Annotated in this window: 14 protein-coding genes; 6 read left to right on the forward strand and 8 right to left on the reverse strand. The window is 62.2% G+C overall.

Annotation, left to right across the window (positions count from 1 at the left end):
- Window positions 1-2: 2 nt before the first annotated feature.
- The gene (locus tag PanNE5_RS22700) at window positions 3-1,133 is read right to left on the reverse strand and encodes a Re/Si-specific NAD(P)(+) transhydrogenase subunit alpha (protein ID WP_150564144.1); all 1,131 of its coding nucleotides are present in this window, start codon (window positions 1,131-1,133) and stop codon (window positions 3-5) included.
- A 42-nt stretch (window positions 1,134-1,175) separates the two neighbouring features.
- Window positions 1,176-1,550 (reverse strand): hypothetical protein, encoded by a 375-nt coding sequence (locus PanNE5_RS22705; RefSeq protein ID WP_017231689.1) that lies wholly within the window; start codon window positions 1,548-1,550, stop codon window positions 1,176-1,178.
- Window positions 1,551-1,800: 250 nt separating this feature from the next.
- Here PanNE5_RS22705 and PanNE5_RS22710 point away from each other — a divergent pair, with 250 nt between their 5' ends.
- Window positions 1,801-2,796: a LysR family transcriptional regulator gene (locus tag PanNE5_RS22710; RefSeq protein ID WP_017231690.1), complete on the forward strand. Its 996-nt coding sequence runs from the start codon at window positions 1,801-1,803 to the stop codon at window positions 2,794-2,796.
- Between the two features lie 62 nt (window positions 2,797-2,858).
- Here PanNE5_RS22710 and PanNE5_RS22715 read toward each other — a convergent pair whose 3' ends face one another.
- From PanNE5_RS22715 to oxlT, 6 genes are all read right to left on the reverse strand, one after another.
- Entirely contained in the window at window positions 2,859-3,632 is a 774-nt protein-coding gene (locus PanNE5_RS22715) for a fumarylacetoacetate hydrolase family protein (protein WP_017231691.1), read from the reverse strand.
- A 137-nt stretch (window positions 3,633-3,769) separates the two neighbouring features.
- Window positions 3,770-5,017 carry a formyl-CoA transferase gene (gene frc, locus PanNE5_RS22720; RefSeq protein ID WP_017231692.1) on the reverse strand — a complete coding sequence of 416 codons (1,248 nt, stop codon included), beginning with the start codon at window positions 5,015-5,017 and terminating at the stop codon, window positions 3,770-3,772.
- Window positions 5,018-5,717: 700 nt separating this feature from the next.
- Window positions 5,718-6,158, reverse strand: a complete 441-nt coding sequence (locus PanNE5_RS22725; RefSeq protein WP_017231694.1) for a PAS domain-containing protein — start codon at window positions 6,156-6,158, stop codon at window positions 5,718-5,720.
- A gap of 239 nt (window positions 6,159-6,397) precedes the next feature.
- On the reverse strand, window positions 6,398-7,648 hold the full coding sequence (gene frc / locus PanNE5_RS22730; RefSeq protein WP_017231695.1) for a formyl-CoA transferase: 1,251 nt from the start codon (window positions 7,646-7,648) through the stop codon (window positions 6,398-6,400).
- Window positions 7,649-7,673: 25 nt separating this feature from the next.
- Window positions 7,674-9,464: an oxalyl-CoA decarboxylase gene (gene oxc, locus PanNE5_RS22735; protein ID WP_017231696.1), complete on the reverse strand. Its 1,791-nt coding sequence runs from the start codon at window positions 9,462-9,464 to the stop codon at window positions 7,674-7,676.
- 191 nt (window positions 9,465-9,655) lie between these two features.
- Window positions 9,656-10,999, reverse strand: coding sequence for an oxalate/formate MFS antiporter (gene oxlT, locus PanNE5_RS22740; RefSeq protein ID WP_017231697.1), 1,344 nt, complete (start codon window positions 10,997-10,999; stop codon window positions 9,656-9,658).
- A gap of 741 nt (window positions 11,000-11,740) precedes the next feature.
- Between oxlT and PanNE5_RS22745 the strand changes: the two genes are divergently transcribed.
- The 5 genes from PanNE5_RS22745 to PanNE5_RS22765 all read left to right on the forward strand — a co-directional run bounded on the left by PanNE5_RS22745 (window position 11,741) and on the right by PanNE5_RS22765 (window position 16,831).
- The gene (locus PanNE5_RS22745) at window positions 11,741-12,754 is read left to right on the forward strand and encodes a 2-dehydropantoate 2-reductase (RefSeq protein ID WP_017231698.1); all 1,014 of its coding nucleotides are present in this window, start codon (window positions 11,741-11,743) and stop codon (window positions 12,752-12,754) included.
- 566 nt (window positions 12,755-13,320) lie between these two features.
- Window positions 13,321-13,539 (forward strand): hypothetical protein, encoded by a 219-nt coding sequence (locus PanNE5_RS22750; RefSeq protein WP_017231699.1) that lies wholly within the window; start codon window positions 13,321-13,323, stop codon window positions 13,537-13,539.
- A gap of 29 nt (window positions 13,540-13,568) precedes the next feature.
- Window positions 13,569-14,282 carry a GntR family transcriptional regulator gene (locus PanNE5_RS22755; protein ID WP_017231700.1) on the forward strand — a complete coding sequence of 238 codons (714 nt, stop codon included), beginning with the start codon at window positions 13,569-13,571 and terminating at the stop codon, window positions 14,280-14,282.
- Window positions 14,283-14,765: 483 nt separating this feature from the next.
- On the forward strand, window positions 14,766-15,233 hold the full coding sequence (locus PanNE5_RS22760) for a formate dehydrogenase subunit gamma (RefSeq protein ID WP_261938863.1): 468 nt from the start codon (window positions 14,766-14,768) through the stop codon (window positions 15,231-15,233).
- Window positions 15,230-16,831 carry a formate dehydrogenase beta subunit gene (locus PanNE5_RS22765; protein ID WP_261938864.1) on the forward strand — a complete coding sequence of 534 codons (1,602 nt, stop codon included), beginning with the start codon at window positions 15,230-15,232 and terminating at the stop codon, window positions 16,829-16,831. Before PanNE5_RS22760 ends, PanNE5_RS22765 begins: the two co-directional genes overlap by 4 nt.
- Window positions 16,832-16,838 lie beyond the last annotated feature (7 nt).

The following is a 16,838-nucleotide window of genomic DNA, read 5'->3' on the forward strand; positions in this document are numbered from 1 at the left end:
CCTTATGCCGCACGCAGCACTTGACCGTCGCGGCACATCAGGCACGCACTGACGATGTCGTCGTTGGTATCGATGACGAGCTTGCCTTCCTTGTCGATCACCAGCTTCAGGAAGTCGAGCACGTTACGGGCATACAGCGCCGAGGCGTCGGCCGCCACCATGCCCGCGAGGTTGGTGTAGCCCGCAATCGTTACGCCATGCACCTTGACGACCTCGTCGGCCACCGACAAGGGGCAATTGCCGCCGCCATTCGCGCCGCGTCCCGCAGCGAGGTCGATGATCACCGAGCCGGGCTTCATGGCCTTGACGGTGTCTTCGGCGATGAGCGTCGGTGCGGCGCGTCCCGGAATCAACGCGGTGGAGATGACGATGTCCGCCTGCGTCAAACGTGTGTGCACGAGTTGCGACTGACGCGCGAGCCATGCCGCCGGCATCGGGCGCGCATAGCCGCCCACGCCCTTGGCGATCTCGCGTTCCTCGTCGGTCTCGAACGGCACGTCGATGAACTTGGCGCCGAGCGATTCGATCTGCTCGCGCACGGCCGGACGCACATCCGAGGCTTCGATGACCGCGCCGAGACGCTTGGCCGTGGCGATGGCCTGCAACCCGGCGACGCCGGCGCCCAGCACGACCAGACGCGCGGCCTTGACCGTGCCGGCGGCCGTCATGAGCATCGGCATGAAGCGCTGATACAGATTGGCGGCAAGCATCACGGCCTTGTAGCCGGCGATGTTGGCCTGCGAAGACAACACGTCCATGCTTTGCGCACGCGTGGTCCGCGGCGCGGCTTCCAGGGCGAAGCCAATGACACCCGCCGCCGCCATGCGCGCATTGTTCTCGGCATCGAACGGGTTGAGCATGCCGACCACCGCACTGCCACGTGGAATCAACGCGATTTCCGCGATCGACGGCGCGCGTACCTTGAGCACCAACTCGGCGCCAAGGGCTTCGGCCGCGCTACCGCTTGACGCGCCCGCTGCGACATACGCCGCATCAGGCACGCTGGCCGCCTCGCCCGCACCACGCTCCACGGTGACGCGATGCCCTGCGCCCACCAGCTTCTTCACCGTTTCCGGTGTGGCCGCGACGCGGGATTCGCCGGCGGCCGTCTCCTTTGGAATGCCAATATGCATAGTTATTGTCTCGGGGTCTGAGCCCCTGTCGTGTTGTGAAACTCAGGCCGCAACGGCTCTCGGCGACTGCATCGAACGCCCTTCATTGGCCGCTTCGAAGCAGCGCACCTTGGTGCAGTGAATCAGGTCGCACAGGAATTCCGGCTCGTAGGCGCGCAGCAGATGCGGCTGATGTCCGTCGAGGTAAGCCCCGATCAGCAACAGCTCGGCCATGCGCAACGCCTGCGCCGAAGCGCCTTCGAGATACGCCAGCGGTAAATCTTGGTTCCCGGTCGCGTGCAGCAGCCGGGCATAGGTGGGGTGGTCCCAATACCAGTCCAGCCCCAATTCGACGAATGCGTTGTTGAACGCATGCAGATGGGCGTTGGCAACCGGTGCCAGGGCGGCGGGTTTGATATGCGATTCGATGACAGACATGATGGCGCTCTCCCAAAACAGTGATCGTCTCCAGAACACGCAGACCCGCGCTCGCCTGACATGACAGGTCACCGACGCTTTGCTGTCACACCACTTTCATGCGGGCTGCCATTGCAGATTACGCAGCCCAATCCATAAAAGACAGTTAAAGTTAATTATGCAAACCATCTACGATTACTTATACTTCTTTGGCAACGCTTAGCGTGCGGAAATCGTTCCGCCGCCCCGCCGATGTCAGGATGACCGCCGCATGAAACACGCCACGCTCCGTCAACTCAAGGTCTTCGAAGCCGTGGCGCGCCATTTGAGCTTTTCGCGCGCCGCCGAAGAACTTCACCTCACGCAACCGGCCGTCTCGACACAGGTCAAGCAGCTCGAGAGTCACGTCGGCCTGCCGCTGTTCGAGCAGTTGGGCAAGAAGGTCTTCCTTACGCCGGCGGGTACCGAAATGCTCCACTACAGCCGCGCGATCATTGCGCTCTTTCGCGAAACCGAGGAGGCAATGGATCACCTCAAGGGCATCACGGGCGGCAAGCTCAACGTGGCCGTGATCAGCGCGGGAGACTATTTCTTTCCCCGGTTGCTCGCGGCCTTTACCGCACGCCATCCCGGCGTGACGCTCAATCTCACGGTTCATAACCGCGAGGAACTTCTGCATCAGCTCACCGAAAACCTCACCGATCTAGCGGTGATGGTGCGTCCGCCACCGGAGATCGACACGATCAACGAAGCCTTCGCGCCCCATCCCTATGTCATCGTGGCACCGCCGGATCATCCGCTGGCCAGCCAGCGTCAGATTCCCTTCTCGCGTTTGACGGAAGAACCGTTCATCAGCCGCGAGCGCGGATCCGACACGTGGAATTCCCTGCAGGATGCCTTCGGTCAGCGCACCCAGCGACTCAAGATCACGATGGAGATCGCCAGCACGGAAACCATCAAGCAAGCGGTCGTGGCGGGCATGGGCATCAGCTTCCTGTCGGCCCATACCGTTGGCATGGAGCTTCAGACCGGTCAGTTGACGGTGCTCGACGTCCAGGGCTTTCCGGCCTGGCAAAGCTGGTACGTCGTGCATCGTCGCAGCAAGCGGCTGCCGCCGGTCGCGCTCGCCTTCCGGGAATTCCTGCTGGCCGAAGGCGCTGCGCTCATCGACGGCATGATGGCCTACAAGAGTCCCGTGCCGCCTCCCGCTGCGCGCGGCGGCGATCACGCCGCCTCGCGCCGGACAGATCCCGGATCCGCCGAATGAAAAAGGGCGATCGACTCAGGCCTTTGCCACCCCGGCCGACCACCGTGAAATCGATTGTTCTCTCAGCCGCCCATGCGGTTGGCCAACGTCCCCAGTCCGTCAATGCTCACCTCGACCAGCGCGCCCTCTTTCATCGAGCCCACGCCAATCGAGGTGCCCACGGCGATCACATCCCCCGGCATCAGGGTCATGTCCTGTGAGATACGCGCGACGAGTTGCCACGGGTTGAAGATCATGTCGGCGAGCGGATAGCGCTGACGCTCCGTGCCGTCGAGCCGCGTGACGACCTCCGCCTCGCGCCAGTCGAAATCCTGGGCAATGACGGGGCCGAGACAGCCGAACGTGTCGAAGCCCTTGGCCCGCGTCCACTGTGCGAAGTTGCCGTCCTGCTCGATGATTTCAGCGGCGGTCACGTCGTTGACCAACGTGTAGCCGAGGATGTAATCGCGCGCGGCTTCCTCGCTCACTTGGCTTGCGCGCTTGCCGATCACAACGCCCAGCTCGCCCTCGAACACGATCTTGCCCGCATACGACGGGGGACGCTGAATCACTGCGCCGGGCCCGTTCAGCGACGTGGCCGGCTTGATGAGGAAGAGCGGATGCGACGGCGCGGCCTTGCCGAGCTTCGCGCCGAGCGCGTGAAAGTTGTTCCACAGCGCCACGATTTTCGAGGGCTCGCACGGGCACAGCAGATCGACCGTATCGCGCGCGATCGTCGCGCCCGTGGCGATCGGCTGATCGTAGAGATCGCCGCGATGTTCGAGAATATGGTCGTCCTGCAGCAGGCCAAAGCCGATGCGACCATGCGCGGTCTTGAAACGGGTCCAGAGCTTCATGCGTATGCCTTATCTGTAACCGCCCGGCGCTACGGCAGGGTTCGCCGTTCGCGCGCCGGACGCGATGTCGTGACGTCATTCCCATCTGCCTCGTGCAGACGACTTGCGTTCGTGCGAGGACGCTTGCACGGCGCCGCTTATACCGCGCCGATTTCGCGCAGTGCCGCGATCTGCTGTGCGCTGTAGCCGAATTCCGAGAGCACGTCGTCGGTGTGTTCGCCAAGCAGCGGCGAGCGCTCCACATGCGTGGGGCTGGCCGAGAGCTTGATCGGGTTGCCGACGGTGAGGTACTTGCCGCGCTTCGGGTGATCGACTTCGACGATGGTCCCGGTCTCGCGCAGCGACATATCCTCGGCAATCTCTTTCATCGACAGAATCGGACCGCACGGGATGTCGTACTCGTTGAGGATCGCCATGACCTCGAACTTCGTCTTGGTCATGGTCCAATGCTCAACCGTGTCGAAGATCTCGCGCAGACGCGGCAGACGGGCACGCGGCGTGGCGTAGTCGGGATGCTCGACCCACTCGGGCTTGCCGATCACCTTGCAGATCGAGCCCCACACGGGCGCCTGGGCGATGAAGTAGATGTACGCGTTCGGGTCGGTCTCCCAGCCCTGACACTTGAGAATCCAGCCCGGCTGACCGCCGCCCGACGCATTGCCGGCACGCGGCACGGCATCGCCGAACTCACCGTTCGGGAACTGCGGATACTCTTCCATCACGCGCGCGCGCTCCAGGCGCTGCTGATCGCGCAGCTTCACGCGGCACAGGTTCAACACCCCGTCCTGCATGGCGGCGAGCACGCGCTGGCCCTGTCCGGTCATGGTGCGCTGATAGAGCGCCGTAACGATGCCCAGCGCCAGATGCAGCCCCGTGCCCGAGTCGCCGATCTGCGCCCCCGTGACCATCGGCGGACCGTCGTCGAAACCGGTCGTCGATGCCGCACCGCCCACGCACTGCGCCACGTTCTCGTAGACCTTGCAGTCCTGGTACGGACCGGGTCCGAAGCCCTTGACCGAGGCCACGATCATGCGCGGGTTCAACGCGTGGATATGCTCCCACGTGAAGCCCATGCGATCGAGCGCGCCGGGGGCGAAGTTCTCAACCAGCACGTCGCAGTCGCGGATCATGCGCTCGAGCACCGCCTTGCCTTCCGGGTGCTTCGTGTCGAGCGTGATCGAACGCTTGTTGCTGTTGAGCATCGTGAAGTAGAGACTGTCCGCGTCGGGAATGTCGCGCAGTTGATCGCGCGTCACGTCGCCATGTCCCGCGCGTTCGATCTTGATCACGTCCGCGCCGAACCACGCGAGCAACTGTGTGCACGTCGGCCCCGACTGCACGTGCGTGAAGTCGAGAATGCGCACACCTTCAAGTGCCTTACCCATGATCGGCTCCGCTCAGCACGTGGTCCGGGCAACTGCGCCCGAAGCCGACAGTTGAACTCGCGCATGGCGCACGGCACATGCCGCGACCTGCTCAATGTGCGTGCCACGCGCTGGGCGGGCTTCGCGCCGGATACTGGCGACGATGATCATGGTTTGTCTCCTCCTGATGCGACGGCGTTTATGTAATCGGTGCGCGAGACGCGACGACACGCGAGGCTCGCCTGATCGCTCGATGGTTGTCGCCTCTGTGGGCGCCATCCCCATCGTGGATCGATTGCTGTGATATACAGTATTTCATACACGATATTTTATCAACGGCTTTTTGTTGCCGATGAGATTTGCTGTCTCGCCGCATCGATCGGTAAAAAATCGCTGGAATCCCTATGTATCAAAGGAGTCCGCACCGCAACATGGTCCATGCGATCCGACCGGGCTACGGGTTTACAGGCATGTGTCACCGCGATGAAATTCGGTCGCCTGCGGTGCGGATTCCTGGCAAGTCCAGTGAATATATTGAATACAAAATATTCATACCCCACCGTATCGTCTTTGCCTGGCGGCCGAAATGCAAAAAAGCACCGATTCGCGACGCCGCCCTTTCGGGCGCGTTGCGAATCGGTGCTTCCTGTCTCTTGCGGTGACGGCTGGGCGTTAGCGGCGACCCCAGGCGCACCGCGCTATGTCGACCGGCATCGAGCGATCAGCCGGCGGTGGCGGCCACCTTCGCCTCGAGTTCCGCCACGCGCTTGCGCAACTGACGATCCTCCTGGAAGCGCGCCGTCTCGTCGCGAATCACGGCCACGATGCCGGTGACTTCGCCGCCCTCGCCATGCAACAACGCCACGGTGAACGCAATCGACATGGCGCGGCCGTCCTTGTGCGCGGCGGGCACCTTGAGCAGATCGCTGCCGTACTTCGTCTGCCCGGTCTCCATCGTCTTCACATAGCCTTCATTGTGGCGCGCGCGCAGCCGCTCGGGAATGATGATGTCCAGCGGCTGCCCGAGCGCCTCGGCCTCGGAGAAGCCGAACATCTTCTGCGCGCCGCTGTTCCACAGCGTGATGATGTTGTTCGGATCGGCCACGACGATGGCGTCGCCCACTACCTGGACCAACTGACTGACGTCGACGGATGCGCTCATGATGTCTCCAATAATCTTGTGGGGAATGCGATTGGCAGGGATACCAAACATGCCAATAAAGTACATCAATTAGAGGACAACACGGTCCCGAAAATAAAAATGGGTGCTGGCTCCGCTCGGCGCCGCACCCATGAATCCCTGCCTTGCGCCCCGCGCGCCGTCACCGCCCAAAGGCGGCGTCGGCACAGGCGGCGCATTGGCGGCGAGCCAGGCTTGGCCTGACTCGCCGCCTCGCGGACTTAAACCGACCGCGACGAATGCAGGTTCGCGATCTGGTCCTTGCTGTAGCCCAGCTCGGCCAGGATCTCGTCGGTGTGCTCACCCAGCAGCGGCGAACCGGTGATTTCCGGCTTCAGGCCCGAGAACTTGATCGGGCTGCCGACGGTCAGGTACGTACCACGCTCCTTGTGCGGCACTTCCACGATCGTGCCCGACGCGCGCAGCGACGGGTCGTTCGCGATTTCCTTCATCGACAGAACCGGTGCGCACGGGATATCGAACTTGCGCAGGATGTCCACCGCTTCGTACTTCGTCTTGTCGGCCAGCCAAGCTTCGATGGTCGCGAAGATCTCGAAGATGTGCGGTTGACGCGCTTGCGGCGTGGCGTAGTTCGGATCTTCGATCCACTCCGGCTTGCCCAGCGCGCGGCAGATCGGCTCCCAGGCGTGACCCTGAATCGTGAAGTAGATGTACGCGTTCGGATCCGTCTCCCAGCCCTTGCACTTGAGCACCCAGCCCGGCTGACCGCCACCGCCGGCGTTGCCGCCGCGCGGCACCACGTCGCTGAACTCGCCATGCGGGTACTGCGGATACTCTTCGAGGTAGCCGATACGGTCCAGGCGTTGCTGGTCGCGCAGCTTCACGCGGCACAGGTTGATGACCGAATCCTGCATCGAGACGGCGACCTTCTGACCACGGCCCGTCTGGCCACGGCCGATGATGGCCGTCAGAATGCCGATCGCGAGGTGCATCCCGGTGTTGCTGTCGCCCAGCGCCGCGGCCGACACCGTCGGAGGGCCGTCCCAGAAGCCCGTCGTCGACGCCGCGCCACCTGCGCACTGTGCCACGTTCTCGTACACCTTCAGGTCATCGTAGTGGTGACCGTCCGAGAAGCCCTTCACCGAGGCCATGATCAGCTTCGGGTTGAGTTCGTTCAATCGCTCCCACGAGAAGCCCATGCGATCCAGCGCGCCCGGGCCGAAGTTTTCCACCAGCACGTCGGATTCACGCACCAGCTTTTCGAGAACTTCCTTGCCTTCCTGCGTCTTCGTGTCCAGCGTCAGCGAGCGCTTGTTGCTGTTGAGCATCGTGAAGTACAAGGCGTCGGCGTCGGGGATGTCGCGCAGTTGGTTACGCGTGACGTCGCCCGAACCCGGGCGTTCCACCTTGATGACGTCCGCACCGAACCAGGCCAGCAACTGCGTGCAGGCGGGGCCGGCTTGAACGTGCGTGAAGTCGATGATCTTGATACCTTCGAGGGGTTTGCTCATGTCATGTCTCCTTAATTGACTCGAGTTACTTTTTCATCGCCGCGCTTTGCGGATTCAGGTTCGTCAGACGGCCGCTTTCGGTGCCCGCCGCTTCGTCGATGACGGCGTTAATCAGCGCCGGTTTGCCTGCTGCGATGGACGCCTGCAGCGCCTTCGTCAGTTCTTCCGGCGTGGTGACGTGGTAGCCGATGCCACCGAACGCTTCGATCATCTTGTCGTAGCGCGCGCCCTTGACGAACACCGTCGGTGCCACGTCCTTGCCGCCCGTCGGATTGACGTCGGTGCCGCGATACACACCGTTGTTGTTGAAGATGATGGTGGTGACCGGCAGCTCGTAACGGCAGATGGTTTCGAGTTCCATGCCGCTGAAGCCGAATGCGCTGTCGCCTTCGATGGCCACGACCGGCTGACCGCTGGTGACGGCCGCGCCGATGGCGAAGCCCATGCCGATGCCCATCACGCCCCACGTACCCGAGTCGAAGCGCTTGCGCGGCTGGTACTGGTCGATGATGGCGCGCGCGTAGTCGAGCGTGTTCGCACCTTCGTTGACGAGGTTGATGTCCGGATGCTGCTTGAGCACATCGCGAATCGCGCCCAGCGCGCTGTGGAAGTTCATCGGCGACGGATTCTGCGCCAGCGTTGCCGCCATCTTCGCCAGGTTCTTGCTCCTGCGCTCGGCGATGGCGCCGGTCCATTCGGTCGACGGCTTGCCGAAGTTGGCATCCACACCGGCGAGCAGTGCCGACACGCACGAGCCGATGTCACCGATCACCGGGGCCGCGATGGCCACATTGCTGTCGATTTCCGTCGGCGAGATGTCGATCTGCACGAACTTCTTCGGGGCGGCGCCCCACGTCTTGCCCTTGCCGTGCGCGAGCAGCCAGTTCAGGCGAGCGCCGATCAGCACGACAACGTCGGCCTCCTGCAGCACGAACGAACGTGCGGCCGCGGCCGATTGCTCATGCGTGTCGGGCAGCAGCCCCTTGGCCATCGACATCGGCAGGTAGGGAATGCCGGTCTTCTCGATGAGGGCGCGAATGTCGGCGTCGGCTTGTGCGTACGAAGCGCCCTTGCCGAGCAAGATCAGCGGACGCTTGGCGCCCTTGATGACGTCGAGCGCGCGCTGGACGGCATCCGGTGCCGGGATCTGACGCGGTGCGGCGTCGATCACGCGAATCAGGGAGTCTTTCGCCTTCTGTGCGTCGATGGTCTGGGCCAGCAGCTTGGCCGGCAAATCCAGGTAGACGCCGCCCGGGCGGCCCGACACGGCGGCGCGAATGGCGCGGGCCAGGCCGACGCCGATGTCTTCGGCGTGCAGCACGCGGTAGGCCGCCTTGCAATACGGCTTGGCCGCATTGAGCTGGTCCATCTCTTCGTAATCGCCCTGCTGCAGGTCGACGATCTCACGCTCGCTCGAACCGCTGATCAGGATCATCGGGAAGCAGTTGGTGGTCGCGTTGGCGAGGGCGGTCAGGCCATTCAGGAAGCCGGGGGCCGACACGGTCAGGCAGATGCCCGGCTTTTGCGTCATGTAGCCGGCGATGGCTGCGGCATGCCCGGCATGCTGTTCGTGGCGGAAGCCGATGAAACGCATGCCTTCGGCTTGCGCGAGTCGAGCCAGATCGGTGATGGGAATCCCCACCAGACCGAAGATGGTGTCGATGTCGTTCGCTTTCAGGGCGTCAATGATCAGATGGAAGCCATCAGTCGTTGCTGCCTCGGACACGATGTTCGCGTGTCGGCTGGTGTCATTGAGCGTGTTGCCCGCGGTGTCGTTTTCCGCTTTGCCGACTGGCACGGTCATCGCAATGGACATAATTCTCTCCTCCAATTTTTCCGGTTTCAGTGTTGCGTCGTCTTGTCTGACGATTAATGGGTATTCCCAAACTGCTGCGCTACTTGCTCACCCGGCCGTGCAACCGGCCCCACAAGGGCACGGATTGCACGCCGGTCAAACATCTCTTCAATCCAGCCGCTCTGGCGGCGTCTTCATATCGTCAGTTCACGTTACGTGGTACTGCGCGATAGATCCGCCTGCACGACCGGCTCGCTGGCTTGCGCCTTGTAGTCACTGGCGTAACGCTGTGCCAGACGGGCACGCATCGGCTTGAGGACGAACAAGGCGAGGAAGGCAGCGAAGGCGTTCATGGCGCAAGCGATCATGAACACGGCCTGCCAACTGCCGGTCGACGTGGTGATGATGCTCGAGAAGGGCACCAGCAACGCGGCGGTCCCCTTCGCGGTGTAGAGCATCCCCGCGTTGGTGGCGGCGTACTTCGAGCCATACGTGTCGGCACAGGTCGCCGGGAACAGGCTGTAGATCTCCCCCCAAGCGAAGAACACCAGCCCCGTCAGAATCACGAAGGCCACCGGATGCTGGCCGAACTTGGCCAAGGCATAAATTCCGACGGCTTCCATCGCGAAGGCGATGAACATCGTGTTTTCGCGACCGATCTTGTCGGATATCCAGCCGAACACCGGACGCGTCACCCCATTGAGCACACGGTCGATAGCCAGTGCGAAGGTGAGTGCGGGCAGCGTCAGACCGAGGATCGACACCGGCGCCTGATCGAGACCGTAGTCCTTGGCGATCGGACCGAGCTGTGCCGTCGCCATCAAACCGCCGGCGGCCATCAGCACGAACATCAGATACATCATCCAGAACACCGGCGAGCGCATCACTTCCGTCGGCTTGGCGTTGTAGCGCATGGCACCCGGGGCCAACTTCTTGAGTGCCTCGATCGATGCCGGCGGGTTGCAGAGCGCCAGACCCAGCAGCAGCACGATGATCCCCTGGCCCAGACCGAAGGTCAGGAAGGTGTTTTCGTAGCCGCTCGACTTGATCATGTTGGCAATCGGCACCACCGTCAGTGCAGAACCCGCGCCGAAACCCGCGGCGGTCAAGCCCGCAGCCAAGCCGCGGCGATCCGGGAACCACTTCAACGCATTACCCACGCAGGTGCCATATACCGCACCGGCGCCCACCCCGCCCACAGCCGCCGCGAAATACAGCATCGGCAGCGAAGAGGCATGGGCATTCAACACCCAGGCGACACCGCACAACAGTCCGCCCCCGACCACCACCGGGCGCGGGCCGAACTTGTCGACCAGATACCCTTCGATCGGCACCAACCAGGTTTCGGTCACAACAAAAATCGTGAACGCCACCTGAATGGCCGTACGGCCCCAGTGATACTTCTCATCGATCGGGTTGACGAACAGCGTCCACCCGTACTGCAAGTTGGCGATCATCGCCATGCAAATCACGCCGAACACGAGCTGAACCCAAGGGCTCGCGAACACGGATTGCTTACCGTGTTGATTAGTCGTCTCCACTTGTACCTCCTCCATCGGTTTCCAGTTGTTTGGCAGCTTCACAACAACAACACCTTCCGGATGGGGTCTGTGCCCCCTGGGTATGCTTTACGAGGTCTTCGCCTCGTCGACTTGTCTCTGATGCTTACGGGGTCCATTGCATTTCCCGTAAATATACCGAACGAAATATACGATATATCAGATATAAGTCAACACTAATTTATTGCGATCCTCGTCGTCCGCTTCGTGTACCGCAGTCGTTTTCGTCCATTGCAGCGAAAACCATTCCGGCGCACGAGGCACTGTTCTAAGTGGCGGCTAGATACAGTAACGCCACTGTAGGCCCGAGCGACGCAACAACGCAATGCGAAAATACTAAGGAGTTAACCTGATCAGAGAGGCTTGCCCAATAAGGCACTCCGCCTTTTTATATCGGCCTCCTTGGCAATTTTTAAAACCAGCACAAGACGATATTTTCGATAGTTTTTCTCACAAGAAGCCCTCTTTCGGCATTCTCGCGAATCTCTTGTAATACACCGTAATAATTCACCTAAGGAATGCACAACGCGTTTTCCAGGCCCGCTTCTCATGCCGGATGCGCTCACACATCCGGACGCCGGTTTTGGGTGCGTCTGCGGGGAAACCATGACGGGAATTGCCCCCAGAAGGCTTGGCGCCCCGGATCTTGTGATATACGATATACAACATTTGGTATTAGAAGAATAAATGGCCAGTACCAGGCCCAGATTTCGATTCACCTTTGGAGGGAGAGACTTCATGAAGATTTGCATCTATGGCGCCGGTGCCATCGGTGGCTATCTCGGCGTGCAACTCGCACACGCCGGAGCCGATGTCAGTCTAGTGGCCCGTGGCCCGCATCTGGCCGCCATGCGCGAGCACGGACTCAAGCTGCTGATCGATGGCGAGGAACGCGTCGCCCAGCTGCGTTGCACGGACGATCCGCGTGAACTCGGTCCGCAGGATTACGTGATCATCGCGCTGAAGGCGCATTCGGTCCCCGCGGTACTGGACGCGATGCAGCCCCTGATCGGTCCGAATACGGCGGTCGTCACGGCCGTGAACGGCATCCCCTACTGGTACTTCTATAAGCACGGCGGCGCGCTTGAAGGCACGACGCTCGAGAGCATCGACCCGGGCGGCCGTCAGTGGCGTCAGCTCGGCCCCGAGCGCGCCATCGGCTGCGTGGTCTATCCGGCTACTGAAGTGGTGGCCCCCGGCGTGATCCAGCACGTCTACGGGAACAAGTTCCCGTTGGGCGAAGCCAGCGGCGAGCGTACCGAGCGTGTGGAGAAGCTCTCGCAGTTGATGACCGCCGGTGGACTCGACGCGCCGATTCGCGAGAATATCCGCGACGAAATCTGGCTCAAGCTCTGGGGCAACCTCTGCTTCAACCCGATTTCGGCACTCACGCACGGCACGCTCGATATCATCGCGAGCGATCCGGGCACGCGCGCCATTGCGCGCGCCATGATGCTCGAGGCCAAGGCGATCGGCGACAAGTTCGGCGTGCATTTCCGCGTCGACGTGGAGCGTCGCATCAACGGTGCGGGTGCCGTTGGCGCCCACAAGACGTCGATGCTCCAGGATCTGGAGCGTGGCCGCGCGATGGAAATCGATCCGCTCGTCTCGGTGGTGCAAGAGATGGGACGCCTCGCCAACGTGCCGACACCGACGCTCGACGTGGTGTTGGCGCTGATCAAACAGCGTGAGTTCATGACGCAGCCCGATGCCGTCGAAGCCGCACAAGCGCGTCTGGCCAAAGCGGCCTGAGCCGAACGTTGTTTTCATGAAACACCCCTCGCGGGACTGACAGGACTGTCCCGCGAGAATGAGCCCCTCTATATATAGAAAGGCGGCGTACGCAAGCGAGGGCAGGAATGGGTTCATCACCCCGCCCTGCCGTCGTTCGAGTGGGCCGCCACCGAATCGCCGGCCGCGGACGATTTTTCACCGACAACCCGCGACCCGCCGCGCCGAACCACGCCATTGCCGATGTGGTTTCGCGGCAACGCAATAATTCGCCTTTGCACCACGTTCAGAGCACTTCGGGTTCTCCCTGAAACCACGCGCGCCAGGGGCGTCCCGAAATCCGCACCAATGCAAGCCTGACGGACCACCCAGGAGGTTCACCGCCACCCTCGACCCACAGAACAAAATCGGAAAAAAAGACAAATCCGGGCAGTCAAGCATCGCAACGACACAGGCAACGTCCCGAAAAACGATAAATATTGGTATTTGGTATGTGGTATATCTTGAGACTTGTTGCAGCGCGACATACAATGCAAAGCAAGTTCTCCCCCACATTTCATTCGTCAACTTTTATCAGGAGTATCACCATGTTCGTCGCTGCGCTGACTTTGCTTGCCCTTGCTTCCGCCCTTGCCACCGGTGTTGCGATGGTTCACCTCTTCGTCGCCCTGCCGGCCTCGATGCTCGAAAAGGCCGAAAAGAACGGCCGCTTCGCCTACCTGGCGGAAACCACGCAGGCAAATGAATCGGGTAAACTCGTCACAAAGCCGGCAACCATCGTGGGGCAGCAAGCATTGCGCCTCTGAAGGGGCCGTAATACCTAGGAGACTATTGCATGTCCCTGATCACCCCAACTCCGGCGCGCGTGACTCCGCTCGCGCTGGAGCCGATCGACACCACCACGAGTTTTCGCAATCAGGCGTATGCGCTGCTGAAAAAAGCCATCGCCGATGCCGACATTTATAACCAGAAGGAAGAAATTCGCCTGGACGAGCGTCAGCTCATCCAGGTGCTTGGCGTTTCGCGCACACCGATTCGCGAAGCCATGACCTTGCTGGAACAGGAAGGTTTTCTGCGGACGGTGCCGCGCCGGGGCATCTTCATCATCCGCAAGACCAAGCGCGAAATCGTCGAGATGATTCAGATGTGGGCAGCGCTCGAAGGGATGTCCGCGCGTCTGGCGACATTGCACGCAACCGACGAGGACATCGTCAGGCTCCGTCATCTGTTCGACGAGTTCGTCAACGCGCCGCCGACGGATCATATCGAAGAGTATTCAGACGCGAACATCGACTTCCATCAGGCGCTGATCAATCTTGGCGGCTCGCAAGCCATCGCCAATACGATCAAGAACCTGTTCATCCACGTGCGCGCCATCCGTAAGGTGACGATCGCTCAGAACGACCGAGCCGCCCGCTCGATTGTCGATCACCTGAAGATCATTACCGCCCTCGAGAAGCGCGACACGGAACTCGCCGAGAAGCTCGCGCGCGACCATACCCTGGGTCTGGCCGCCTTCGTCGAAGAGCATTGCGACTTCCTCGAATAACGCGCTACTACCGCTGCATCGCGCCCGGCAACGGACGCAAGCCGAACAAAAGCCAGTGACATCGGTATGTCGCTGGCTTTTTTCTTTTGCCCCCGCCCTTTCGCGTTCCCGCCCACGTCCCGCGTCACGCTGTCATCCCTTCTGCCGCCCCCCCAGTTCGGGTAAACGAGCCTGTCAAACCCGCGCCGAATCTATTGCACGTATACCATATATCATATATCGTGTTTCACATACGGATGTACCGCAGCACCGATTTGTTGATGCAGGTTGACGAAGTAAGCCACGGGCGAGAGGCCGAGCTCGTGCGGCATATGGTGGGGGCTATGTGCCGCACGCTCGTCCGGCGCCGCGCTGATCGCTAGACCCGAGCAGCGTCGCCGGATGTGACCATTGGGCCTCTCGCCCCAGGGCAAGACAAGAACAGATAACTCACACCCTCAGGCGCCCCGTTCCCCGCAGGGTGCCAAACAGGAGACAACAGCCATGCGCGAGGCTTTTTCCATCGCCACGGTGCACGCGATTCTGGACGCTCATTCGGCTCAGGAAGGTCCGCTTCTGCCGATCCTTCATGACGTTCAGGACGCTTTCGGCTACGTCCCCCCGGACGCCGTGCCCGTCATCGCCAACGCCCTCAACCTGTCTCGCGCCGAAGTCCATGGCGTGATCACGTTCTACCATCACTTCCGCACCAGCCCGCCGCCGCGCCACATCGTGCAGATCTGTCGCGCCGAGGCGTGTCAGAGCATGGGCGCCGACGCGCTTGTCGCGCATGCCGAACGCGTGCTGGGCTGCACGATGCACAGCCATCACGGCGACGTTGCGCTCGAACCGGTGTATTGCCTGGGCCAATGCGCGACGTCGCCCGCGATCACGATCGACGACAAGCTTCACGCGCGCGTCACCCCCGAGAAATTCGACCGTCTGGTCGCCCGCGCCAAGGATGCCGCATGAGCCAATCCTCCACTTCCGCCCAGTCGTCCTCCGGCAAGGTACGGCTTTATCTGCCGCGTGACTCCGCCGCGCTCGCGCTCGGTGCCGACGACGTCGCCGACGCCATCATGGCGCAGGCCGCCCAGCGCGGTCTCGACATCGAATTGGTACGCAACGGTACGCGCGGCATGCTGTGGCTTGAACCGTTGCTCGAAGTCGTGACCCCGGCGGGGCGCGTCGCCTATGGTCCGGTCGACGTCGACGACGTCCCGGGTCTGTTCGATGCCAACGTCACGGCCGGCGGCGATCATCCGCTCGCCCTCGGACTGACCGAAGAGATTCCGTATTTCAAGAAGCAGGAACGGTTGACGTTTGCGCGCGTGGGCATCACCGATCCCGTATCGGTCGACGACTACGTTGCACATGACGGCTATCGCGGTCTGCGCAATGCGCTCGCGTTGGACGGCGCGGCCATCGTCGCGCAAGTCACCGAATCGGGCCTGCGCGGTCGCGGCGGTGCGGCGTTCCCGACCGGCATCAAGTGGAAGACGGTACTCAACACGCCCGCCGCCCAGAAATACATCGTCTGCAATGCGGACGAAGGCGATTCGGGCACGTTCGCCGACCGCATGCTGATGGAAGGCGATCCGCTCGTGCTCGTCGAGGGCATGACGATTGCCGGCATCGCCGTGGGTGCCACGCGTGGCTATATCTACGTACGCAGCGAGTACCCGCATTCCATCGATGTGCTCAACGAAGCCATCGTCAACGCCGGCAAGGCGGGCTACCTGGGCGATGACATCCTGGGCTCGGGCAAGACCTTCCATCTCGAGGTGCGCAAGGCGGCCGGGGCTTACGTGTGCGGCGAAGAAACCGCATTGCTGGAAAGTCTCGAAGGCAAGCGCGGCGTGGTGCGTGCCAAGCCGCCGCTGCCGGCCATCGAAGGGCTCTTCGGCTTGCCGACAGTCATCAACAACGTGATTTCGCTGGCGTCGGTGCCGATCATCATGGATCGCGGCGCGGCGTTCTACAAGGACTTCGGCATGGGTCGCTCGCGCGGCACGCTGCCCATCCAGCTCGCGGGCAACATCAAGTACGGCGGCCTGATCGAGAAGGCCTTCGGGGTGACGCTGCGCGACATCCTGTACGAGTTCGGCGGTGGCGCCATCACCGGCCGCCCGCTGCGCGCGGTACAGGTCGGCGGCCCGCTCGGCTCCTATCTGCCCGAATCGCAATGGGACACCCCACTCGACTACGAAGCGTTCGCCGCACTCTGGGCGGTGCTCGGCCACGGCGGCATCGTGGCGCATGACGACACCGTCGACCTGGCCAAGCTCGCGCGCTATGCGATGGAGTTCTGCACCATCGAGTCGTGCGGCAAGTGCACGCCGTGCCGCATCGGTTCGACGCGCGGCGTCGAAGTGATGGACAAGATCATCGACGGACGCGACCGTCCCAAGCAGATCAAACTGCTGCGCGACCTGTGCGACACCATGCTCTCCGGCTCGCTGTGCGCGATGGGCGGCATGACGCCCTACCCCGTGCTGTCTGCACTGAACCATTTCCCCGAAGACTTCGGCGCGGCCGAACCGTCGAATCTGCCGACCCAGGCCGCCTAGGAGATCG

This window comes from Pandoraea sp. NE5 (assembly GCF_024363545.1).
Classification (GTDB): Bacteria; Pseudomonadota; Gammaproteobacteria; order Burkholderiales; family Burkholderiaceae; genus Pandoraea; species Pandoraea cepalis.